The organism is Thauera chlorobenzoica, assembly GCF_001922305.1.
Lineage (GTDB): Bacteria > Pseudomonadota > Gammaproteobacteria > Burkholderiales > Rhodocyclaceae > Thauera > Thauera chlorobenzoica.
On record NZ_CP018839.1, the window covers coordinates 1612793 to 1634748 of the forward strand.

The 21956-nt window shown below is 68.3% G+C and carries 16 protein-coding genes; 6 read left to right on the forward strand and 10 right to left on the reverse strand.

What is annotated here, in order from left to right; all coding sequences use genetic code 11:
• Positions 1-13 precede the first annotated feature (13 nt).
• Positions 14-1192, forward strand: a complete 1179-nt coding sequence (locus Tchl_RS07495) for an MFS transporter (protein ID WP_083945296.1) — start codon at positions 14-16, stop codon at positions 1190-1192.
• A gap of 128 nt (positions 1193-1320) precedes the next feature.
• Here the strand turns inward: Tchl_RS07495 and Tchl_RS07500 are convergent, their stop codons facing one another.
• The 5 genes from Tchl_RS07500 to Tchl_RS07520 all read right to left on the reverse strand — a co-directional run bounded on the left by Tchl_RS07500 (position 1321) and on the right by Tchl_RS07520 (position 9348).
• On the reverse strand, positions 1321-1668 hold the full coding sequence (locus Tchl_RS07500) for a DUF1840 domain-containing protein (RefSeq protein ID WP_075147846.1): 348 nt from the start codon (positions 1666-1668) through the stop codon (positions 1321-1323).
• Between the two features lie 24 nt (positions 1669-1692).
• Positions 1693-2250 (reverse strand): hypoxanthine-guanine phosphoribosyltransferase, encoded by a 558-nt coding sequence (locus tag Tchl_RS07505; RefSeq protein WP_075147847.1) that lies wholly within the window; start codon positions 2248-2250, stop codon positions 1693-1695.
• A gap of 87 nt (positions 2251-2337) precedes the next feature.
• Positions 2338-5646, reverse strand: a complete 3309-nt coding sequence (locus Tchl_RS07510) for an EAL domain-containing protein (protein ID WP_075147848.1) — start codon at positions 5644-5646, stop codon at positions 2338-2340.
• A gap of 213 nt (positions 5647-5859) precedes the next feature.
• Positions 5860-8523: a diguanylate cyclase domain-containing protein gene (locus tag Tchl_RS07515; protein WP_075147849.1), complete on the reverse strand. Its 2664-nt coding sequence runs from the start codon at positions 8521-8523 to the stop codon at positions 5860-5862.
• Positions 8524-8565: 42 nt separating this feature from the next.
• On the reverse strand, positions 8566-9348 hold the full coding sequence (locus Tchl_RS07520) for an exodeoxyribonuclease III (RefSeq protein WP_075147850.1): 783 nt from the start codon (positions 9346-9348) through the stop codon (positions 8566-8568).
• A gap of 40 nt (positions 9349-9388) precedes the next feature.
• On the opposite strand from Tchl_RS07520, the gene pyrE reads away from it, so the two are divergent.
• From pyrE to Tchl_RS07535, 3 genes are read left to right on the forward strand one after another with little or no spacing between them, the layout of a single operon-like run.
• On the forward strand, positions 9389-10033 hold the full coding sequence (gene pyrE / locus Tchl_RS07525) for an orotate phosphoribosyltransferase (RefSeq protein WP_075149639.1): 645 nt from the start codon (positions 9389-9391) through the stop codon (positions 10031-10033).
• Positions 10014-10673 (forward strand): hypothetical protein, encoded by a 660-nt coding sequence (locus Tchl_RS07530; protein ID WP_232311694.1) that lies wholly within the window; start codon positions 10014-10016, stop codon positions 10671-10673. Before pyrE ends, Tchl_RS07530 begins: the two co-directional genes overlap by 20 nt.
• Before the next feature lie 32 nt (positions 10674-10705).
• Positions 10706-11488, forward strand: coding sequence for an NAD-dependent deacylase (locus Tchl_RS07535; protein ID WP_075147851.1), 783 nt, complete (start codon positions 10706-10708; stop codon positions 11486-11488).
• A gap of 37 nt (positions 11489-11525) precedes the next feature.
• Here Tchl_RS07535 and Tchl_RS07540 read toward each other — a convergent pair whose 3' ends face one another.
• Positions 11526-15407: a DUF3683 domain-containing protein gene (locus Tchl_RS07540; RefSeq protein WP_075147852.1), complete on the reverse strand. Its 3882-nt coding sequence runs from the start codon at positions 15405-15407 to the stop codon at positions 11526-11528.
• Between the two features lie 176 nt (positions 15408-15583).
• Positions 15584-15985, reverse strand: coding sequence for a YqaA family protein (locus Tchl_RS07545; RefSeq protein ID WP_075147853.1), 402 nt, complete (start codon positions 15983-15985; stop codon positions 15584-15586).
• Between the two features lie 146 nt (positions 15986-16131).
• On the opposite strand from Tchl_RS07545, the gene Tchl_RS07550 reads away from it, so the two are divergent.
• Positions 16132-16557 carry a PsiF family protein gene (locus Tchl_RS07550; protein WP_075147854.1) on the forward strand — a complete coding sequence of 142 codons (426 nt, stop codon included), beginning with the start codon at positions 16132-16134 and terminating at the stop codon, positions 16555-16557.
• 42 nt (positions 16558-16599) lie between these two features.
• On the opposite strand, the gene ttcA is transcribed toward Tchl_RS07550, so the two are convergent.
• Both ttcA and Tchl_RS07560 read right to left on the reverse strand, forming a co-directional pair.
• Positions 16600-17532 (reverse strand): tRNA 2-thiocytidine(32) synthetase TtcA, encoded by a 933-nt coding sequence (gene ttcA, locus Tchl_RS07555; RefSeq protein WP_075147855.1) that lies wholly within the window; start codon positions 17530-17532, stop codon positions 16600-16602.
• A 105-nt stretch (positions 17533-17637) separates the two neighbouring features.
• Positions 17638-18393, reverse strand: a complete 756-nt coding sequence (locus tag Tchl_RS07560) for a pteridine reductase (protein WP_075147856.1) — start codon at positions 18391-18393, stop codon at positions 17638-17640.
• A gap of 199 nt (positions 18394-18592) precedes the next feature.
• Here Tchl_RS07560 and Tchl_RS07565 point away from each other — a divergent pair, with 199 nt between their 5' ends.
• Entirely contained in the window at positions 18593-19768 is a 1176-nt protein-coding gene (locus tag Tchl_RS07565) for a class I SAM-dependent methyltransferase (protein ID WP_075147857.1), read from the forward strand.
• A 38-nt stretch (positions 19769-19806) separates the two neighbouring features.
• Here Tchl_RS07565 and Tchl_RS18265 read toward each other — a convergent pair whose 3' ends face one another.
• Entirely contained in the window at positions 19807-21828 is a 2022-nt protein-coding gene (locus tag Tchl_RS18265; RefSeq protein WP_075147858.1) for a methyl-accepting chemotaxis protein, read from the reverse strand.
• Between the last annotated feature and the right edge of the window lie 128 nt (positions 21829-21956).

A 21956-nucleotide genomic window follows, 5' to 3' on the forward strand; every position in this document is an offset into this window, starting at 1 on the left:
AGCCGGGCAGGTGATGAGCAGCGGGTTGGTGGTGCTCGCCCTGTCGCTGCTGCTCGGCATCCAGCCGGTGACCACCGACCTCTACCTGCCCGCGCTGCCGGCGATCACCGCCGAGTTCGGCGCCTCGCTGGCGCAGGCCCAGCTCACCCTGTCGGGGATGCTGCTGGCGTTCGGTCTGTCCCAGCTCGTGTGGGGGCCGGTTTCCGACCGCTTCGGCCGCCGCCCGGTGCTGCTCGCCGGGCTCGCCGGCTATACCGTCGCGGCGGCTGCCAGTGCGCTCGCCCAGTCGATGGAAGCGCTCGTCGTCTGGCGCATCGTCCAGGGGGCGGCGATGGGGGCGTCGGTGATGTGCGCGCGGGCCCTGGTCCGCGATCTCTACTGCCCTGAGCTCGGCGCGCGGGTGATCAGCAAGGGGCTCACCGGCCTCGGCGTGATCGCCTGCCTGAACCTGCCCCTCGGCGGCTTCCTTGCCGAGGCGTTCGGCTGGCGCATCACCTTGCTGGCGCCGGCGCTGTTTGCCGCCGCTGCGCTCGGCCTGGTCGCGCTGCGCTTCAGGGAGACGCTGGGCACGCCCAATCCGCGCGCCCTGGCGCCGTCCGTTCTGCTGCGGACGTGGAGGCAGATCCTCGCTCATCCGACCTTCTGGGCGTTCACCCTGCTGTCGGCGGCGTCTTACGGAGGACTGTTCACGATCCTGGCGATGTCGTCCTTCGTCTTCATCACCCTGATGGGGATGTCGAAATTCGGCTACGGCCTGCTGATGGTGTCGATGACCGCCTCCTACCTGTTCGGCACCGTGTATTGCCGCCATCTGCTGGTGCGCGTCGGCGTGCGCCGTGCGGTGACGATCGGTGGCGGCTTTTCCGCGCTCGGCGGCACCTTGCTCGGCGTGCTGGCGCTGGCCGGGGTGGACACGCCGTGGGGGCTGATGCCGGCGGTGTGGCTGTTCGCCATCGGCCATGGCATCCACCAGGCCTGCGGCCAGGCCGGTGCGGTCGGTCCGTTCCCGCAGGCGGCCGGTGCGGCGTCGGCCTTGAGCGGCTTCCTGATGATGCTGGTGGCTTTCGGCATGGGCAGCTGGCTGGGGCTGACGGTCGACGGCAGCTTGTTCCCGATGGCCAGCGGCGTGTGGTTCTGGGGCGTGGTGACGGCGCTGGTGGCGTGGGGGATGGTGCGGCGCGTGCGTCTCTGAGCGCCCCCTGGAAACGGTTTCACCGTTTCCGCCCCCCGAGGGGGACAAGAAAACTGAGGGCGGCCCTGCGTTTTCCTGAGAGCGCATCCCGGAGGCCGCGTCCCGCGGTCGCCGCGGCGGGAGCGCCTTCAGGTGCCCCAGACCACCGGCACGTTCTCGCGCAGCGACGCTTCGAGCATGTTGAGCAGCGGCCAGGCGCGCTGGGCCAGGCCGACCGGGGCGACCATGGCGCTGCGGCCGGCTTCGTTCTCTTCGGCGCCGGCGTCGGCGTCCTCGTCGTGCGGGCGTTCGGCCTGGCGGGCGCGGTCTTCCTCGATCGCCTTCTTCAGGCGGGTGATGGCTTCGGGCAGCTGGGTTACGGTGATGATGCCGCTGCCCTCGTCCGAAGTCTTGCCGAGAATGCCGAGGAGCGTCTGTGCGACTGCGCCGAACATGATGACGTCGGCGCTGGCGGCCGACTTGAACGTGACCAGCATCGGATGTGTGCTCCCTTGTCTTGCTTATAAACCCCGGACGGCGTAGATGCCGGGGGCGTTGCGCCAGTAGCCCTTGTAGTCCATGCCGCAGCCGAACAGGAAGCGGTCGGCGACGTCCAGGCCGCTGAAGTCGGCACGCATCCCGGGGTAGGCCTTGCGCTCATGCAGCTTGTGCACCAGCACCGCCGAGAGGACTTCGCCCGCGCCTTCTTCCTTCAGGTGGCCGATGATCGCGTTCAGGGTGTGGCCTTCGTCGAGGATGTCGTCGACGACCAGCACGGTGCGCCCGCGCAAGTCATGGGTCGGGCGCACGCGCCAGTCCAGGAGGGTGCCTTGCAGCGCATGGCCGTAGCGGGTGGCGTGCAGGTAGGCCACTTCGAGCGGGAAGGGCAGGCGCGGCAGGATGCGGCCGGCGAGGATCAGGCCGCCGTTCATCACCGCGTACACCAGCGGGTTGCTGTCGGCGAGGCGGGCAGTGATCTCGCCCGCCATCCGATCGAGCGCGGCCTCCACCGCGGCGGCATCGGCCAGGCAGTCGGCCTGTTCGCGGGCACGCTTGATTTCTTCGAGAGCGGAGGGCATGGCTGGAACCTGCGCGGAACGGGACGGAACGCGCATTTTACTGTGAAACCACGCCGCCGCCGCCGTGCGCCTGTGCACCCGGGCGGCTCAGCCCCGCTTGATCTGGAGCAGGCGGAGCGAGGCGGCGCTGCGCAGGCGGCTGGCAAACGCGTCGCGGATGTGCGAGCGCAGCTCGCGGTCGTCCCAGGGCTTGGCGATGAACTTGTAGATGGTGCCCTCGTTGATGGCACGGATCAGGGTGGTGGCGTTTACGTAGTCGGAGAGCATGATGCGGGTAGTGTCCGGGTAGAGGTTCTTGACCCGGGCGAAGAACTCGATGCCGTTCATGTCGGGCATGTGCTCGTCGGAGAGGATGACCTGGACCTGGTGGCAGGCAAGCAGCTCGAGCGCGGCGCGTGCGCTGTGGGCGGTGAGGATCTGGTAGCCGTTGTCTTCCACCGCGCGGGCCAGCGCGGCGTGGATCGCCGGCTCGTCGTCGACGATCAGCAAGCTGCGGGTAGCGCCCTGGTCCGGGCGGACGAGGCGCTGGTCGGAACCGAGCAGGGACGCCAGCGCGTCGGCCGGCAGGGGCTTGCTGTAGTAATAACCCTGCATTTCGTCGCACCCCTGGCGGAGCAGGAAGGCGAGTTGGGCTTCGGTTTCCACCCCTTCGGCGACCACTTTCAGCCCCATCTGGTGGGCGAGGCCGACGACCGAGCTGGAAATCGCCGCCGCCGCCGGGTTGCTCAGCGCGTCCTGGACGAAGCGCCGGTCGATCTTCAGCTGGTCGACAGGGAATTTGCTGAGGTAGGCGAGGCTCGAGTAACCGGTGCCGAAATCGTCGATCGCCAGATGCAGGCCGAGCTGCTTGAGCCGGGCCAGGGTGTCGTTGGCCTGGTCGGGGTCCTCCATCAGCGCGCTTTCAGTCAGTTCGAGCTCGAGCAGCTCGGGAGACAGGCCGCTGCCTTCAAGTGCCGCGGCGACGGTTTCGACCAGGTCGGGCTGGTGCAGCTGGGCGGCCGACAGGTTGACGGCGACGACGATCGGGCGCAGGCCGGCTTCCTGCCAGGCCTTGTTCTGGCGGCAGGCTTCATTGAGCGCCCAGGCGCCGAGCTGCTGGATCAGGCCGCTTTCCTCCGCGATCGGGATGAAGCGTGCTGGCGAGACGTATTCGCGGGTCATCGGATGGCGCCAGCGCGCCAGCGCCTCGACCGCGATCATGCGCCCGCTGTTCAGGTCGACCTTGGGCTGGTAGTGCAGTTCGAGCTCGTCGCGCGACAGCGACAGGCGCAAGGCGTTTTCCATCGACAGCCGCTCCTGGCTGTCGCGGTTGAGCGCCTCGGTGTAGATGCAGTGGGGAATGCCCTGGGCTTCGGCGTGGTGCAGCGCGACCGCGGCCTTGTGCAGCAGCACCTCGAAGTTGTCGCCGTCGGCCGGCAGCAGGCTGACGCCGGCGGCCACCGAAGGCTGCAGCTTTTCGCCCTTGACGATCACCGGCACGTGGAGGATGTCGACGATGTGCTCCAGGATCGGCTGGATGTCTTCGGCCTGGCTGAGCCCGCTGAACATCAGCATGAACTCGGCGCCGCTGTGGCGGGCGACGACATCGCGCTCGGTGGCGCACTGGCTCAGGCGGCGGGAAAGCTTTTCCAGCAGTTCGTCGCCGGCACTGCGTCCGAGGCTGTCGTTGATCTGCTTGAAGCGGCCCAGCCCGAGCGATACCAGCGCGATACAGGTGCCGTCGCGCTGCGCTTCGGCGCTGGCCTGCTCGAATTTTTCCTTCAGCAGGTTGCGGTTGGGGAGGCCGGTGAGTTCGTCATAGCTGGCGAGGAAGGCGAGGCGGTCCTCAATCCGGCGGCGGGCGCTGATGTCGTGCTGGACACCGATGAAATGGGTGATTTCGCCTTTCTCGTCGATCACCGGAGTGATCTGCACCGAGGCCCAGTAGAGTGAGCCGTTCTTGTGGCGGTTGATCAGCTCGCCCTGCCAGACCTTGCCTTTCTGGATTGTTTCCCACATTTCGTGGTACTGGGCCTGGGCGTTCAGCCCCGAGGTCCAGAACCCCGCCTTGCGGCCGAGGGCATCACCGTTTTCGTGCCCGGTGATGTCGACGAAGCAGGCGTTGGTGTACTGGATGACGCCCTGGGTGTCGGTGATGCAGACCGCGCTGGCGCTGTGCTTGATGACGGTGTTGAGCTTGCGCAGTTCGAGCGCGTCGGCCTCGCGCCGGCCGATGTCGGCAAGCAGGGCCTGGCGCATGTGTTCGAACGCCTGCGAGAGGCGGCCGAGCTCGTCTGTGTCACCTGCTTCCAGCGGCTGGGCGAGGTCGCCGGCGGAAATCCGGGTGGCGGCCTGTTCGAGCGATTTCAGCGGCTGCAGGACGCGCTTCCTGAGGGTGAATACCGCCTGCCAGAACAGCAGGGTCAGGGCAAGGACGATGAAGGCGAGCAGGCTCAGGGTGCGCTCGGCCTGCTGGCGCAGGTCCTTGACGTCGCGGCCGAAGTGGGCGCTCACCGCCGAGGACAGGTCGGCGATGGCGTCGATCCCCCGGGTCGCCTCGGCGTACCAGTCCTCGGCGCTGATCGGGTAGGGGCGCTCGGCCACGCCCCGCTCGTACACTTCGGCGCGGATTTCGCTGTAGCGCTTCAGGTTGTCCCAGTAAGCGGCTTGTGCCGCAGCCAGCCGGGGGGTGGCGGGCAGGTATCTGAGCATCGCTTCGATCCGCCGGCGGGCGTGGCTGGCCACGATCCTGTATTCCAGAAGCATGTGCTGGGCAACGCTGTCGAGCGCCCTGCCTTGGGCGATCGTGGTGCTGATCAGGGCGCGTTCGCGCCCCAGCTGCTCGGCGAGGGTGAACAGCACGTCGGTGATCACCGGGGCGGAGGCATAGGTGTAGATGTTGCCGGGCAGGGGCAGTGTGCCAACCACGATCAGGTCCTGCAGCTCTTCGATCTGGCGCGTCATCAGCGCGATCCACTGGTCGGCGCCGAGGCTGTTGGTGCTGCCGCGCAGCTGCGCGTCGGTCAGGGTGCGGAACTGGGCCATTTCCTCCCGGGTCTTGTCGACCCGGGCGAGCGCGGAGAACATCGGATGATCGGGCGCGAGCAGGGCGAGCTCGGTGGTGGTCGCGGCGAGCCGCTGGTGACGGATGTCGACGAGGCTGCGTACGCGCTCGAGTTCGGCGAGCATCGATGGGGTGGTGTTCTCGGGGCGGGCGAGGATCGCCGCGGTGAGCCCGCGCTCCATCGCGGCGTGGGTGCTGATCTGCTGGGCCGTCGCAGTCATTTGCGAGGTCAAGTGGATCCATTCGGCGGCAGTAGTCTTGCTGCGGCTGTCGGACAGCTGCCACAGGCCGGCGGCAGAGGACAGCAGCGCGAAAGCGCCCAGCAGCATGAAGAACCTGCGACTCAGGGTCATGTCATTGATCCATCACGGCGTGAAGGAGTGGTTTGTATCAATTCAAACGGCCCCGCTGATGGCGGCCCGGTCCATGCAATATGCATTGACCGTGGGGTGGCGCGGCATCAGGGAGCCGGGAGGAGGTAGCTGCCGTTATGCTAACAGAAAGCCCTTTGGACCGTGTCTGGAGTGTCGCGAAGAATGCACATGGGCGCGGCGTGCCTCATGCGCTCACTGCGCCACGCCGTCGCCCGCCGGGGCCGGCAGCGCCTTTTCAGGTTGTGATACCGAAACGCGGTTGCGGCCGCTGTTTTTTGCCGCGTAGAGCGCCCGGTCGGCGCGGCTGAACAGCAGGTTGGGGTCGTCGCCGGTGAGGGGGGTGAGGCCAATGCTGATGCTGACTTCGATCTTGCCGGCGTCGGTCGAGGCCGGGCGCCCGGCGAGCGTGCGGCGCAGGCGCTCGGCCAGCGCCTTGCCGTCCTGCAGATTGATGGCGGGGAGCACGGCGCCGAATTCTTCGCCGCCGAGGCGGCCGGCGCTGTCCGTCTGGCGCAGGCTGCTGCGGATCACTTCGGCGGCATGCTGGAGTACGGCATCGCCGACCGGATGTCCGTAGCTGTCGTTGATGCGCTTGAAGTGGTCGATGTCCATCATCAGCAGCACGCCGCCGCGCTCGGGGTGGCCGCGGACGTCGGCGATCGCCGCATCCAGGCTGGCCATGAAGCTGCGCCGGTTGGGCAGGCCGGTGAGGGTGTCGGTGGTGGCGAGGCGGGCGAGCTCGGCTTCGCGCTGCTTGCGTTCGCTGATGTCGCGGACCAGCCAGACCCGACCGAGCGTGTCGGTGTCGCGCACGATCGGCACCCATTCGACCGCCAGCGTCTTCGCAGGACCTTCGTTGACCTCGATGGTGCGGCGCTTTTCGATGCTGTGCTCGCTGTCGGGCAGGTGCAGCCAGCGGGAATGGACTTCGTCGAGCCGGGTGCACAGCTGGACGTGGTCGAGGCCTTCCAGGCTGGCGGCTTCGACGCCCAGCGCGAGCAGGGTGCAGAACTTCTGGTTGACCATCACCACCCGGCCGCTGCCGTCCTCCATCAGGACGCCGCCGGGATAGCGCTCCAGCAGGGTGATCATGCGCAGGCGCTCGGTGGCGAGCGCAGTTTCCGCTTCGCGGCGCTCGGTGATGTCGATCAGGGTCCACACGATGTCGCTGTCGGGGTCTTCCGGGTCGCTCGGCGTACCGTGCATGTCGAACCAGCGCGCGCGCCCGCTGGCATCGCGCAGTGGATATTCGCAGCGTACCTGGCCGCCCGCGCGCAGGGTCGCGTAGTGCTGGTTCATCGTCTGCAGGTCGGCCCATTCCACGTGCAGGCCGAGCTCCCTGACGTTTCGGCCCACCGGGTCGATGCCGCCGGAACCGAAGATTTCACGGGCGCGGGAATTGACGGAGCGGATCTCCCGCGTGCTCGTGAACAGGGCGATCGCGGCCGCACTCTGGTCGAGCAGGGCGGTGCGCAGACGGGCTTCGGCGACGCGCGCGCTGACGTTTTGCAGCGTCCCTGCGACCTGCACGGGGCGGCCGTCGCGGGCGCGCGCGGCGATCCGGCAGCGGCCATGGACCCAGATCCAGTGGCCATCGCGGTGACGCAGGCGGTATTCCCCCTCGGCGCTGGTGGATGCCCCCTGCAGCAGGGCGTCGAGCGCTTGGCGGGTGTGCTGCAGGTCGGCCGGGTGGATGCGCGATTCCCAGGTGGAAGCCTGGCGGGGAAGCTCATCCTCGGCGTAGCCGAGCATGGCCGCCCAGCGTTCGTCGAACTGGATTTTTCCGGTGTCGGGTTCCCAACTCCAGGTTCCGAGACCACCGGCCTCGAGCGACAGCTCGAGTTGATCGGCCATCGCGGCGAGACGGGCCCCTTGGCGGTGGCCGTACAGGAACATGGCGCTCACCGCCACTGCGACCAGGATCAGCAGTGCGGTGCCGAAGGCGTTTTGCGTGCTGTTCTCGCGCAGCACGGCGAGCACCGGGCGGAGGGCTTCGTGCTTGTCCAGGCCGTGGATGACCGTGACCGGGTAAGTCGGGGCGCGCTGCCAGGCGAAATGGCGCAGCACGCCGTCCAGCGGGGTCCGCCATGCGAAACTGCCGGAGTGGCTGTTGCGCTCGGTCCGGATCGGACTCGATTCGGGAAGGGACTTTCCCAGCGCTTCATCCATCTGCTGGGAGTGGGCGAGGTAGCGCCCGTCGTCGTCGACCAGCGCGGCGACGTCCACGGGGCCGGGAAAGATGCGGCGCAAGGCGAGGGACAGGGACTCGGCGGTGATCGACACCGCGATCACTCCGGCAAAGTGTCCGTCGCGCAGCAGGGGGCGGGAAAGCTGGATTGTCCATTGCCGGGTGAAACGGTCGAACAGCGGTTCGCTGATGAAGGCCCGCGTGCGATGTTCGGGACCGTGGGCCTGGAAATAGGCGCGCCCCGCGACCGAAGGCGTTGCCGCCGCTTCGTCGGCGCCGGCGCTGGAAAACAGGACCTTGCCGCGGGGGTCGGCGATCAGCACATGGGCCAGGGTGCCTTCGGGGAGCGCACTGCGGGCCAGGGCCAGGTCGTCGAGGAACGCGTGCCTGCCCGCCCCCGCCCAGCGCTCGGCGAGGTGGCGGGCGATGTAGTCGGCATTGCCGATGAGGGCGTCGAACTGCACCGCGAGCGCATGGGCGGTTTCGGCGGCGCGCAGCTGGATCTGCTTTTCGGCGGCCTGCAGCTGGCTGCGATGAGAGGCCTGCAACTGGCTCCAGTGGATCGCCAGCGCCAGCACCAGCGCCAGCCAGCCGAGCGCGACGATGAGAGTCGCGTTTCGTGGCGTTTCGTGGCTACGGTCGGGAACGGAAGCGGGGAGGAAGGACACGGGAGGGCACGGCAGGGGAAGGGGCTGGATGCTGGGAATGGCTTAGTGCTGGAAATCGTAGTCGATCGTCAGCGGGGCATGGTCCGAGAAGCGCTGGTGCTTGTAGACGCTGCCGCTGCGGGCCGTGGCGGCCAGTGCCGGGGTGGCGATCTGGTAGTCCAGGCGCCAGCCGACATTCTTTGCCCAGGCCTGGCCGCGATTGGACCACCAAGTGTAGCAGGCGTCGGTGGCGTCGGGGTGGAGGCGGCGATAGACGTCCACCCAGCCCTGCTCGTCGAACAGGCGGCCGAGCCAGGCGCGCTCCGCGGGCAGGAAGCCGGAGTTCTTCTGGTTCGATTTCCAGTTCTTCAGGTCGATTTCGCGGTGGGCGATGTTCCAGTCGCCGCACACCACGACTTCGCGCCCGCTGGCGTAGAGCGCGGCCATGTGGGGCAGGAAGCGTTCCATGAAGCGGAACTTGATCTGCAGGCGCTCCTCCGAACTGGAACCCGAAGGCAGGTACAGCGACACCACCGACAGCCTGCCGAAGTCGAGCTGCAGGAAGCGGCCTTCGGCATCGATATCGGCGATGCCCAGCCCTTCGGTCACGCGCTCCGGTTGGTGCCGGCTGTAGATGCCGACCCCGCTGTAGCCTTTCTTCTCGGCGTGGTGGAACCAGCCTTGCAACCCGGCCGGCGCCCGCATCGCGGCGCTGAGGTCGGCGTCCTGCGCCTTCAGTTCCTGGACGCAGACGATGTCGGCGTGCTGCTGCGGCAGCCAGTCGAGAAAGCCCTTGGCGACCGCCGAGCGGATGCCGTTGAGGTTGAGGGAGATGATGCGTAACATGGGCACTTCCGAAATGATGCTGCACTGCGGCAGACAAACCATGAATTTTAGCCGGGATTTCATCGCCCTCGCCTGTCGCAAAGGGGTACTGCGCTTCGGCGCCTTCGTCACCAAGGCCGGGCGCAATTCGCCCTATTTCTTCAACGCCGGACTGTTCGACGACGGCGCTTCGTTCCGCGAACTGTGCGGCTACTACGCGCGCGCGATCCGCGCCTCGGGGCTCGCCTGCGACATGCTGTTCGGGCCGGCCTACAAGGGCATTCCACTGGTCGCGGGCACCGCGATCCGGCTCGCCGAGGACGGCGTCGACCTGCCTTTCGCCTTCAACCGCAAGGAGGCCAAGGACCACGGCGAGGGCGGGACCCTGATCGGCGCGCCGCTCGCGGGCCGGGTGCTGATCCTCGACGACGTGATCTCGGCGGGCACGTCGGTGCGCGAGTCGGTGGAACTGATCCGCGCTGCCGGGGCGGTACCGGCGGGTGTGGTGATCGCGCTCGATCGCATGGAAAGAGGGAATAGTTCCTTGTCGGCGGTCGAAGAGGTGAAGCAGAATTTCGGCATTCCGGTGATCGCGGTCGCCACCCTCGAGGATCTCATCGCCTACCTCGGGGACGCGCCCGAGCTTGCCGCCAACCTCGAGGCCGTGAAGGCGTATCGGCAACAGTATGGGATCTCTTCGCGTTGAGCCCTTTCCCGCCGGACCCGGCGCCAGTCTGCTGCCGGCCGCCCTGCTTCTGGCTGCGGCGTTGCTGGTGGGCGAGGCTGCGGCGCAGTCGTCCGCTGCCCGCACCATCTACTGCTGTGATGTCGGCGGCCAGCCGGTGTGCGGCGACATCCTGCCGGCGGCCTGCTATGGCCGCGCGTACCGGGAGCTGAGCCCTTCGGGCATCGTGCGCCGCACCGTACCCGCGCCGCTCACCGCCGACGAAGTCACCCGCCGCGCCGAACTCGAACGCCAGCGTCGCGCCGACGAGGCCGAACGCCAGCGCCAGCAGCGCCTGGACCAGGCGCTGCTCGAAACCTACCGCAGCCTGGACGATCTCGATCGCCGCCGCGACCGCGAACTGCGCGACGTCGACCGCACGCTGCACGAGCTGCGCGCGCGCGAGGCGGCATTGCTCGAGCACCAGCGCGTCCTCATCCAGGATGCGACCCAGACCGACAAAAGCGATGTCGCCGCCAGTCTGGAGCGCGACATCCGCACCCTCGACAGCGAGATCATCGCCCAGCGCGGAGTCATCGAGGCGAAGGCCAAGGAGCGCGCGGCGGTGTTCGAGCGCTTCGCCGAGGATCGCCGGCGCTATCTCGAGCTGACCGCGGAATGAGGGCGGGGCCCGGGCGGGATTTCGCCGCCGGCATGACCACGCTGGCCGCGCTCGATGCCGTGGCCGCCTGCATGGTCCGCGCGCAGCGCCTGTTGTTCATCACCGGTGCCGGGATCTCGGCCGACTCCGGGTTGCCGACCTACCGCGGCATCGGCGGGCTGTACCATGACCGCCTCACCGCCGACGGCCTCTGCATCGAGGAGGCCTTGTCGGGGGCGACGATGGCGGCGCGACCGGAACTGGCATGGAAGCACCTCGCCGAGATCGAAGCCCGCTGCCGCGGCGCGCAGCCCAACGCCGCGCACCGCCTGATCGCCGCGCTCGAACAGGAAAAGCCGATGGTCTGCGTGCTGACGCAGAACGTCGATGGCCTGCACCGCGCCGCCGGTTCGCGCAACCTCATCGAACTGCACGGCACGCTCCACCGGCTGCGCTGCACGGCCTGCCATCATGGGCGCACGGTGGCCGATTACGCCGGCCTGCAGATCCCGCCCGAATGCCCGCTGTGCGGCGCGCTGATGCGCCCGGACGTGGTGCTGTTCGGCGAGTCCCTGCCGCTGCGCTCGCTCGCGCGCCTCGAGGCCGTGCTCGGCGAAGGGGTGGACATCGTGCTGGCGGTCGGCACCTCCAGCGTGTTCCCGTATATTTCCGCGCCGGTGCTCCGGGCGCTGCAGTGCGGCATCCCTACGGTCGAGATCAATCCCGGGGAGACCGCACTCAGCGCCGTCGTCACCCACCGCCTGCGCCTGCGCGCGGCCGAGGCCTTGCCCGAGCTCTGGCGCCGCATGCATCCGCCCGAGCCGGCGGAGGGCTGAACGGGGACGTCGCTGCCCCCGCTGTCCTGCGGCTGCGTTACAGCAGCACGCGCTCGATGCCGCCGCTGTTGGCCTTGGCGACGTACTCGGGCAACCAGTTCTCGCCCAGCAGGTGGCGTGCCAGTTCGATGACGATGTAGTCGGGCTCGATGCCCCCGGCGTCGTCGGCGAAGCGGTGCATGCCCTGCAGGCAGCTCGGGCAGGAGGTGAGGATCTTCACCTTCGCCCCCGGGGCGTCCTCGCGGAGCCTGGCCGCGCCCTTCTCGATTTCCTCCTGCTTGCGGAAGCGCACCTGGGTCGAGATGTCGGGGCGGGCCACTGCCAGGGTGCCGGATTCGCCGCAGCAGCGGTCCGACAGATCGACGCGGGTGCCCATCAGCGCGTTGGCGACCTTGATCCCCGGATGCACTTTCATCGGCGTGTGGCAGGGCTCGTGGTACATGTACCTGACCCCCTGCACGCCGTCGAGCCTGACCCCCTTCTCCATCAGGTACTCGTGGATGTCGAGCAGGCGGCAGCCGGGGAAGATCTTGTCGAATTCGTACTTCTGCAGCTGGTCCATGCAGGTGCCGCAGGACACGATCACGGTCTTGATGTCGAGGTAGTTCAGGGTGTTGGCGACGCGGTGGAAGAGCACGCGGTTGTCGGTGGTGATCTTCTGGCCCTTGTCGTCCTCGCCGGCGGAGGTCTGCGGGTAGCCGCAGCACAGGTAGCCCGGCGGCAGCACGGTGTGCGCGCCGACGTGGTAGAGCATCGCCTGGGTGGCGAGCCCGACCTGGCTGAACAGACGCTCGGAGCCGCAGCCGGGGAAGTAGAACACCGCTTCCGAATCGCCGTTGGCCTTGTGCGGGTCGCGGATCACCGGGATGACCTTGTCGTCCTCGATGTCGAGCAGGGCGCGGCTGGTCTTCTTCGGCAGGTTGCCCGGCATCGGCTTGTTGATGAAGTGGATCACCTGGGCGCGGATCGTCGGTGCAACCAGTGGCGGCTTGCCGAGGGTGGCCGGCGGCGCCGCGAGCTGGGGCTGGATGAGGCCGAACTTCTTGCCCAGGCCGTGTGCCCAGCGCTGGGCCTTGTAGCCCCACTCGATCATGCCGGCGCGGATCAGCTTGATCGTGGCCGGGTCCTTCACCGTGAGGAAGGCCATCGCCGCGGCCTTGCCCGGGTTGAACGACTTCTTGCCTTCCTTGCGCAGCAGGTTGCGCATCTTGATCGAGACGTCGCCGAAGTCGATGTCCACCGGGCAGGGTTTTTCGCACTTGTGGCAGATCGTGCAGTGGTCGGCGACGTCCTCGAACTCGGCCCAGTGCGCCAGCGACACCCCGCGCCGGGTCTGTTCCTCGTAGAGGAAGGCTTCGATCAGCAGCGAGGTCGACAGGATCTTGTTGCGCGGGGAATACAGCAGGTTGGCGCGCGGGACATGGGTCGAGCACACCGGCTTGCACTTGCCGCAGCGCAGGCAGTCCTTGATGTCGTGCGCGATCTCGCCGACCGCGGTCTGCTCCATGATCAGCGACTCGTGGCCCATCAGGTTGAAGCTGGGGGTGTAGGCGTTGGCGAGGTTGCCGCCTTTCATCAGCTTGCCGCGGTTGAAGCGGCCTTCCGGGTCGACCCTTTCCTTGTAGGCCCAGAACTCGGCCATCTGCTCGTCGCTCAGGTAGTCGAGCTTGGTGATGCCGATGCCGTGCTCGCCGGAAATCACCCCGTCGAGGCTCTTCGCCAGCGCCATGATGCGATCGACGGCACGGTTGGCGCGCTGCAGCATCTCGTAGTGGTCGGAGTTGACCGGGAGATTGGTGTGCACGTTGCCGTCGCCGGCGTGCATGTGGAGGGCGACGAAGACGCGGCCGCGCAGGACTTCCTGGTGGATTTCGCTGATGCGGGCGAGGATGCGGGCGAACAGCGCGCCGTCGAAAATGTGCTCGAGCCGCGGGCGAAGCTCGCCCTTCCATGACACACGGATCGAGTAGTCCTGCAGGCGGTGGAACAGCAGGGGATGTTCGGTGCGGTTGGAGAGCTCGCCGGCGTCGATGCTGTATTCGGCGAAGCGGCGTTCGGCTTCGGCGAGGGGGACGTCAAGGTTGTCCAGCAGCCATTGCCAGCGCCGGCGCACCTGGGCGATCTGCTCGAGTGCCTGGGCGCGGTGGTCGGCGATCAGGGTGTCGCGATCGACGATCTCGTCCTTGAGATCGAGCGGCAATTCCCCCTGCAGGAAGGCGGCCAGGGTGTCGCACAGTTCGAGCTTGTTGTGGATCGACAGCTCGATGTTGATCCGCTCGATGCCGTCGCAGTATTCACCCATGCGCGGCAGCGGGATCACGACGTCCTCGTTGATCTTGAACGCATTGGTGTGGCGCGAGATCGCCGCGGTGCGGCTGCGCTCGAGCCAGAAGCGCTTGCGCTGCTCGGGGCTGACGGCGATGAAGCCTTCCGCGCCGCGGGTATTGGTCATGCGCACGACGGCGGAGGCGGCGGCCATCACCGCGTCCTCGTCGTGGCCGACGATGTCGCCGATCAGCACCATCTTCGGCCGGCCGTGGCGCTTGGCCTTGGTGGCGTAGCCCACCGCCTTGACGTAGCGTTCGTCGAGGTGCTCGAGGCCGGCGAGCTGCACCCCCGCGGCATGGCCGGCACCGCCGGGCTTGAACCAGTCGGTGATCTCGACGATCGCCGGCACCGCCTCGCGCACCTGGCCGAAGAATTCGAGGCACACGGTGCGGGTGACCGGCGGCATCTGGTGCAGCACCCAGCGCGCGGCGACGATCAAACCGTCGGTGCCTTCCTTCTGCACCCCGGGGACGCCGCCGAGGAACTTGTCGGTGACGTCCTTGCCGAGGCCGACCTTGCGACAGCTCGCGCCCGGCAGGGCGAGGATCTCCTCGCCGAGCGGGCGGTAGCTGAGGCCGTCGAAGCGGCGCAGGCGGAAGCGCACCGTCTCCTGCTCGTGGATCTTGCCGAAGTTGTGGTCGAGGCGCTCGACTTCGAGCCAGTCGCCGTCGGGCGTGACCATCTTCCACCACGCCAGGTTGTCGAGCGCGGTGCCCCACAGCACGGCCTTTTTGCCGCCGGCGTTCATCGCGATGTTGCCGCCGATGCACGACGCGCTGGCCGAGGTCGGGTCGACCGCGAACACGCGCCCGGCCGCGGCCGCGGCTTCGGCGACGCGCTCGGTGACGACCCCGGCGCCGGTGCGGATGGTGGCGTAGGGCGCGGGCAGCGGACCGTCGACCCCGGGCAGGAGTGTGTCTTCGACCGCGCTCATGGCGAGCAGCTTCTCGGTGTTGATCACCACCGAGTTCGCATCGAGCGGCACCGCACCGCCGGTGTAGCCGGTGCCGCCGCCGCGCGGGATGATGGTCAGGCCGAGCGTGATGCACTCCCGCACCAGCGGCGCCATTTCCTCTTCGGTGTCGGGGTAGAGCACGGCGAAGGGGTATTCGACGCGCCAGTCGGTGGCGTCGGTGACGTGAGAGACGCGGGCGTGGCCGTCGAAGCAGATGTTGTCGCGACGGGTGTGCTTTGCCAGGGCCTTGAGCACCGCCTTGCGCCGCCGCGCGGTGTCGTCGAACCAGTGCTCGAAGTCGGACACCGCCTCGCGCGCGCGCGCCACCAGCAGGGCGACGCGGTCGTTGCCCTGGCGGCGCTTGTCGATCTCGTTGAGACGGTGGTTGAGCGCGCCGATCAGCGCGTTGCGGCGCTCGTGGCTGGTGAGCAGGTCGTCTTCGAGATAAGGGTTGCGGCGCACCACCCAGATGTCGCCGAGCACCTCGTACAGCATGCGCGCCGAGCGGCCGGTGACGCGTTCGGCGCGCAGCTCGTCGAGCGCCGACCAGGTTTCGGCGCCGAGCAGGCGGATGATGATCTCGCGGTCCGAGAATGAAGTGTAGTTATACGGGATTTCGCGCAGACGTTGGGTCATTGGAGTACCGGAAAAACTGCTGCTGGGGAACGGATCATTCTAGCGAACTGCAGTGCACCATGCAGAAAAAACCAAGGCCTTGTGCGTGCTGCGGTCGTGCCGGGGCTGCGGGCGGGGGCGGGGGGCGGTGCGGTTCGTTCCCGCTGAGAACCGGGCGTGCCGCTGGCCGGGGGCGTTCAGGATGCCGCCCACACCACGGCAGCGTAGCGCAGGCCCTTGCCGGCCGCCATCCATAGCAGGCAGGCCAGCCCGTTCAGGCGCAGCACGCCGGCTGCGGCGCACAGGGCATCGCCGATCAGCGGCACCCACGACAGCAGCAGGCAAAGGCTGCCCCAGCGGTGCACGACGGCGAGCCGTGACGGCACTTCCTTGCGCGGCACGATGCGGCCGAGGAGGTAGGTGCTCATCCCGCCGGCGGTGTTGGCCAGCGTGGCGACAAGCAGCGCCTGGAACGTGAGCTCGGGGCGGAGGGCGACGAGCCCGGCGAGCACCACCTCCGATCCGCCGGGTAGCAGGGTGGCGGCGAGGAAGGCCGCCAGCGCCAGCCCGCCGAGTGCGGCCAGCTCAGTGCCGGGCATGACGAGGGCCGCCGGGAGTGGGCGTGGTGCTGGGGGGCGAGGCTTCCCGCTCGCCGCCAGGCAAATCTGGAATTGACATGTAAATATGACGATAGCAAAATGCATTTACGCATTTTGCGTAAATTGGATATCGAGGAGGCTGTCTCATGAAGACCATTCTGTCCGCTGTCGCCGCAAGTCTTGCGTTGTCCGTGCTGCTGCCTGCGCAGGCCTGGGCCAACCCCCAGCATGAGCGCATGAAGCGCTGCAATGCGGAGGCGAAAACACAGGCCCTGAAGGGCGAAGAGCGCAAGGCGTTCATGAGCACCTGCCTGAAAGGGAAGCACGAGGGGAGCGCGGTGCAGGCCGAAGCCGGCGCGGGCCAGCCGGCGCCTGCCGGGCAAGCGCCGGAGGCGGCGAAACCCGTCGCCGCTGCGGCCTCGGCGCCGCCAGTGACGGCCGCCGCCGCTGCGGGGGAGGTAAAGGCGGTCGATGACCAGGCCAGGGCGACGGCGTGCAACCAGTCGGCAACCGAGCAATCGCTCAAGGGTGCCAAGCGCAAGGCTTTCGTCAGTGAGTGCCTGAAAGGCTGACGTCCTGCGGCGGGCGCCGGCGCTGCCGCGTCGGCGCGGTGTTCAGTGCGCGTCGCCGGGGCCCTGCAGGCGGACCACGCTGGTGCGCGCCGGCGGTAGCTCGGGTGGATCGAAGACGGTGTCACCTTCGGCGACGACCGTCTGCTGGGTCAGGCTGACGAAATCGAACAGGCGCGAATCGGCCAGATGCGAGGGCACGACGTTCTTCAGCGCGGTGGCGAGCGACTCGATGCGGCCCGGGAACTCGCGCCCCCAGCCCTGCAGCATGGCCTTGATCTGCTTGCGCTGGGCTTGTTCCAGTGAACCGCACAGGTTGCACGGGATGATCGGGTAATCCATCGCCCGGGCGAAGCGGGTGATGTCGGCCTCGGCGCAGTAGGCGAGCGGGCGGATCACGACGTGGTTGCCGTCGTCGCTGACGAGCTTCGGTGGCATGGCCTTGATCTTGCCGCCGAAGAACATGTTCAGGAACAGCGTCTCGAGCATGTCGTCGCGGTGATGGCCGAGGGCGATCCGGGTGGCGCCGATCTCCTTCGCGGTGCGGTAGATGATGCCGCGGCGCAGGCGCGAGCACAGCGAGCAGGTGGTCTTGCCCTCGGGGATCTTGTCCTTGACGATCGAGTAGGTGTCTTCGGTGACGATGCGGTAGTCGACGCCGATCGACTCGAAATAGGCCGGCAGAACGTGATCGGGGAAGCCGGGCTGCTTCTGGTCGAGGTTCATCGCCACGATGCGGAAATCCACCGGCGCGCGCTCGCGCAGTGCGAGCAGGCAGGACAGCAGGGTGTAGGAGTCCTTGCCGCCGGACACGCACACCAGCACGGTGTCGCCGTCGCCGATCATGTTGTAGTCGCCGATCGCCTCGCCGACGCTGCGCTCGAGCTTCTTCTTGAGGCGCAGGAAGGTGTTCGAATGGCGGGCTTCGACGCCGTTTGCGGCGGGATGCGGGTCGGCAGGAGCGGTGGCTGCGGTCACGATGGGGGTCCGATCGGCGGGAAAAGGCGCGCAATTATACCCGCGGGGCGAAATTCACGTCCCCTGCCTGCCTGCGCGCGCGGCTGCCGATCGGCGGGCGCGCATTCAGAGATGGGCGCTGCGCCCGCCATCCACGGCGATGATCTGCCCGGTGATGTAGGGCGCGTCGAAAAGCAGGAAGCGCACCGTGCGCGCGATGTCGGCGGCGCTGCCGATGCGTTTGAGCAAGGTGTGGTCGATGATGTACTGGCGTTCGGCGGCCGGGAACTGCCCATCTTCGGGCCACTCGATCGGCCCTGGGGAAACGCCGTTGACCCGTACTGCGGGGGCCAGCTCGACGGCCAGGGCGCGGGTGAGTCCGGCCAGCCCGGCCTTGGCCGCGCTGTACAGCGGATAGCGTGGCAGCGGGCGCTCGGCGTGGATGTCGACGAGGTTGACGATGGCGCCGCCGCTGGCCCGCAGTGCCGGGGCCAGGGCCTGCGACAGGAATAGCGGACCCATCAGGTTGGAGCCGATGAGTTCGTCCCAGGCGGCGCGGTCGATGCTGCCGACGGGGGTGGGGAAGAAGCTCGAAGCGTTGTTGACCAGACCGTCGAGGCGGCCGCCGAGGGCCAGCACGCGGGAGGCCAGTTCCTCGGCGGCGCCGAAGCGGGCGAGGTCGGCACCGACGGTGAACGCGGAATCCGGGCGCCGGGTGTTGAAGTCGGCGGCGAGGGCGGTTGCAGCCTCGGCGCTGTGCCGGTAGTGGAGGGCGATACGGGCGCCTGCGGCGTGGAGTTCGCGGGCGATGCTGGCGCCGACGCGGCGTGCCGCGCCGGTGACGAGGATGATCGGAGCGGGGGAAGGAGAAGGAAGTGTCATCGTGTGCAGTGTCCTGGTGATCCGGCCTGTAGCGTGGCGGGCAAGGGGGTGTCCCCGGGGGGAGTGCCGCCGCGGGCGGCGGCACTGGTGGGAGCCCGGGCCCAGGGCGGGAAGGACAGGCCGATGCGAAATCGCGCGCATGGGTGATCCGGCCTGCCCTTACAATCGCCGCTTTGTGTCGCACCGGACCCTTCTCCTCATGTCTTCCCTGCCCGAACCGTCCGCCGCTGCGCTCGCCCAGAGCGCCCGCCTGCTCGAATCCGTTGCTGCCGAGATCGACACCGCGGGCGGCTGGATTCCGTTCTCGCGCTACATGGAGCTGGCCCTGTATGCGCCGGGCCTAGGCTATTACAGCGGCGGCGCACGAAAGTTCGGCCCCGGTGGCGATTTCATTACCGCGCCCGAGCTGACGCCGCTGTTCGGCCAGGCGCTGGCGGCGCAACTCGAGCAGGTGATGCGGGCGAGCGCGGCGCAGGTGATCGAGGTCGGCGCCGGCACCGGCCTGCTCGCCGCCGACCTGCTGCTCGAGCTTGAGCGCCGCGGCTGTCTGCCGGAACAGTACGGCATTCTCGAGCTGTCGGGCGAGTTGCGCGCCCGCCAGGCCGACACCCTGATGCACAAGGCGCCGCGGCTGGCGGCCCGGGTGCATTGGCTGGAGGCGCTGCCGGAGCGCTTTTCCGGTGCGGTGGTGGCCAACGAGGTGCTCGACGTGATGCCGGTGCACCTGCTGGTGTCGCGCGCCGACGGGCTGTTCGAGCGCGGCGTCGCCTGCGCCGCGGAGGGCGCAGGCGACCCCCGGCTGTGCTGGGCCGACGTCCCGGCGGCCGGCGCGGTGCGTGCGGCTGCACAGGCGCTGGCGCTGCCGGCACCGGCGGGCGGCGAGTACGTCACCGAGCTCAACCTCGCCGGCCGCGCCTGGGTCGCGGCGTGGGCTGAGCGCCTGCAGACGGGGGCGATGCTGCTGATCGACTACGGCTACCCGCGCGCCGAGTATTACCTGCCGTCGCGCGCCAGCGGCACCCTGCTGTGCTACTACCGCCATCATGCGCACGGCGATCCTTTTCTGTGGCCGGGGCTCAACGACATCACCGCCTTCGTCGATTTCACCGCGGTGGCCGAGGCCGGGTTCGAGGCCGGCCTCGACGTGCAGGGCTACACCACCCAGGCCCGGTTCCTGTTCAACTGCGGCGTGCTGCAGTGCCTGGAGCGTCGTGGGCCGCGCGAAGGGGCGGATTACATCCGCGCCGCGCGCGCGGTGCAGCGCCTGACCGCGCCGCAGGAAATGGGCGAACTGTTCAAGGTGCTGGCGCTGGGCCGCGGCCTCGACGGCCCCCTGCTGGGGTTCGCGGGCGGGGACCGGGTGCATGCGTTGTAAGGCCTTGCCGGGGACGCATTCTCTCCGACCGGGAAGATTCAGGCGTTGAGCAGCGCCATCGCGGGCCGGCGGACAGGGGCGCTGCTCGAATGCTCCTCGGGCAGCGCCTGGTCCTCGAGCCGGGCCTGGTCGACGCGGAAAACGCTCATCGAGCGCACCAGTTCCTGCGCCTGCTCGTTGAGGCTCGACGCTGCCGCGGCCATTTCTTCCACCAGCGCGGCATTCTGCTGGGTGGATTGATCCATCTGGGTGACGGCTTGCCCGACATGGGTCACGCCGATGCTCTGCTCGACGCTGGCGGAGCTGATCTCGCCCATGATGTCGGTGACGCGGTGGATGCTGGCGACGACCTCCTTCATCGTGTCGCCGGCGCGGTCGACCAGCGCGCTGCCCCGTTCGGTGCGCGCGACGCTGGACGTGATCAGCTGCTTGATTTCCTTGGCGGCTTCGGCGCTGCGCTGGGCGAGGCTGCGCACTTCGCTGGCCACCACGGCGAAGCCCCGTCCCTGGTCGCCGGCGCGTGCGGCTTCGACCGCGGCATTGAGGGCGAGGATGTTGGTCTGGAATGCGATGCCGTCGATGACGCCGATGATGTCGGCGATGCGGCGCGCGCTGTCGCTGATGTCCTTCATCGTGGCGACCACTTCGAAGACGATCTCGCCTCCCTTGCTCGCCACGGCCGAAGCATTCTGCGCGAGGGCGTTGGCCTGGCCGGCGTTGTCCGCGTTCTGCCGGACGGTGGTGCTGAGCTGTTCCATGGCTGCTGCGGTTTTCTCCAGCGCGCCGGCCTGTTTTTCGGTGCGCGAGGCGAGATCGCCATTGCCCTGGGCGATCTGCCCGGATGCGGTGGCGATGGCTTCGGCGCTGTGGCGCACGGTATGGACGATCCCGTGCAGCGCCGCCTGCATTCTCGCCATCGCCGCCATGATGCTGTGCGGATTATGGCGGGAGGCCGGAATGGCGCTGCCGAGGTCGCCCTCGGCGACGGCGCTGGCGATGTCCACGACGATACCGGGCTCGCCCCCGAGCTGGCGGGTGATGGAGCGCGCGGCCAGCATGCCGACGACTCCGGCTGCGGCCGCCAGCGCCAGGAGGAACGCGAGGAGCAGGTAGAGCTGGGTGCTCAGGCTCGAGGCTCGGCTTTCGAGCAGGGTTTCGAGCACGTCCATGGCCTCGTTGTTGAGCTTGACGTGGGCGTCGATCGCCCGGGTGAATTGGGTGAAATACGGTGCGGCGGGGGCGGAGAGCTGGGCTGCCTGGATGATGTCCGCGCCCGCCAGCTTCAATGCCTCGCGGGTCAGCTCGGAGGCTTCCTGGAGGTGGGCGCCGAGGCTGCGCTTGATGGTCGAGTTTGCGTGGGACGCCTTGTCGAGGGCGAGCGTCATGCGCTCGAGCTCGCCGCGGGCGCGCGCCACATACACCGCCAGCTGCTGGAGGTCCGCGGCGCTGGCCGTCCCCGTTGTCAGCAGTGCGGCACCGGTGGCGCGTGCCTTGCCCAGCTCTTCGGTGAGGGCGGGCAGGGCATAGAGCATCGCCAGGATCAGTTGGGAACTATCGATTTGAGGATCGCGCGACAGGCCGTAGGCATCGGACAGCAGGTCCGTGGTCTTGAACAGTTCGTCGATCAGGGCAGTGTGCGCGGTGAAGCTTTCCGCCGGGTCGATGTCGCCCTTGGCGATCCGCCCGGTCAGGCTTTTCCAGCTTTGCCGGGCCCGGGCCCAGGTGGCCTCGATCGCCGGAGTGCCGAGATCCGCGCCGATCAGGGGAGACAGGGCATCGATGGCCCGAGCCACCTCGATCTGTTTGGCGCCGCGCTGGGCGAGGGCCCCGGTATTGCCGCTGAGCGCCATCGACGTCAGGCCGCGGTGCTGCTGGGTGAGCTGGATCAGCTTCAGGGCGGCTTTCGAGGGCGCGGTGCCGCTCGCTTCGAGGCGCGCCGAGCGCATGCCGTCTGCCGCGGCCTGGACGAACAACAGGGTCGGCGCCAGCGTCAGCACGAGCGCCATCGCTCCGATCAGGCCGAACCGATGGCCGACTTTCAGTCTTTCGATGAAATTCATGGTCTCCTCGCCATTTGGAAGCGCCTTCTTGACTGCCGGTGGGGTCGGTTACGGCACGGGGCTTTCGCTGTGGATGGGTTGAATGTGCTTTATAGCACATGAACATGAATTTTATAGGCGAATTAAAT

What these genes read in the sequence shown, in the direction of transcription:
- Tchl_RS07495 (WP_083945296.1), top strand. Translation starts at nt 14, where the DNA reads ATGAGCAGCGGGTTGGTGGTGCTCGCCCTGTCGCTGCTGCTCGGCATC.
- Tchl_RS07560 (WP_075147856.1), bottom strand. Translation starts at nt 18,393, where the DNA reads ATGACACTTCCTTCTCCTTCCCCCGCTCCGATCATCCTCGTCACCGGC.
- Tchl_RS07505 (WP_075147847.1), bottom strand. Translation starts at nt 2,250, where the DNA reads ATGCCCTCCGCTCTCGAAGAAATCAAGCGTGCCCGCGAACAGGCCGAC.
- Tchl_RS07500 (WP_075147846.1), bottom strand. Translation starts at nt 1,668, where the DNA reads ATGCTGGTCACGTTCAAGTCGGCCGCCAGCGCCGACGTCATCATGTTC.
- Tchl_RS07545 (WP_075147853.1), bottom strand. Translation starts at nt 15,985, where the DNA reads ATGCCCGGCACTGAGCTGGCCGCACTCGGCGGGCTGGCGCTGGCGGCC.
- Tchl_RS07550 (WP_075147854.1), top strand. Translation starts at nt 16,132, where the DNA reads ATGAAGACCATTCTGTCCGCTGTCGCCGCAAGTCTTGCGTTGTCCGTG.
- Tchl_RS07510 (WP_075147848.1), bottom strand. Translation starts at nt 5,646, where the DNA reads ATGACCCTGAGTCGCAGGTTCTTCATGCTGCTGGGCGCTTTCGCGCTG.
- Tchl_RS07520 (WP_075147850.1), bottom strand. Translation starts at nt 9,348, where the DNA reads ATGTTACGCATCATCTCCCTCAACCTCAACGGCATCCGCTCGGCGGTC.
- pyrE (WP_075149639.1), top strand. Translation starts at nt 9,389, where the DNA reads ATGAATTTTAGCCGGGATTTCATCGCCCTCGCCTGTCGCAAAGGGGTA.
- Tchl_RS07535 (WP_075147851.1), top strand. Translation starts at nt 10,706, where the DNA reads ATGACCACGCTGGCCGCGCTCGATGCCGTGGCCGCCTGCATGGTCCGC.
- Tchl_RS18265 (WP_075147858.1), bottom strand. Translation starts at nt 21,828, where the DNA reads ATGAATTTCATCGAAAGACTGAAAGTCGGCCATCGGTTCGGCCTGATC.
- Tchl_RS07540 (WP_075147852.1), bottom strand. Translation starts at nt 15,407, where the DNA reads ATGACCCAACGTCTGCGCGAAATCCCGTATAACTACACTTCATTCTCG.
- Tchl_RS07565 (WP_075147857.1), top strand. Translation starts at nt 18,593, where the DNA reads ATGTCTTCCCTGCCCGAACCGTCCGCCGCTGCGCTCGCCCAGAGCGCC.
- Tchl_RS07530 (WP_232311694.1), top strand. Translation starts at nt 10,014, where the DNA reads ATGGGATCTCTTCGCGTTGAGCCCTTTCCCGCCGGACCCGGCGCCAGT.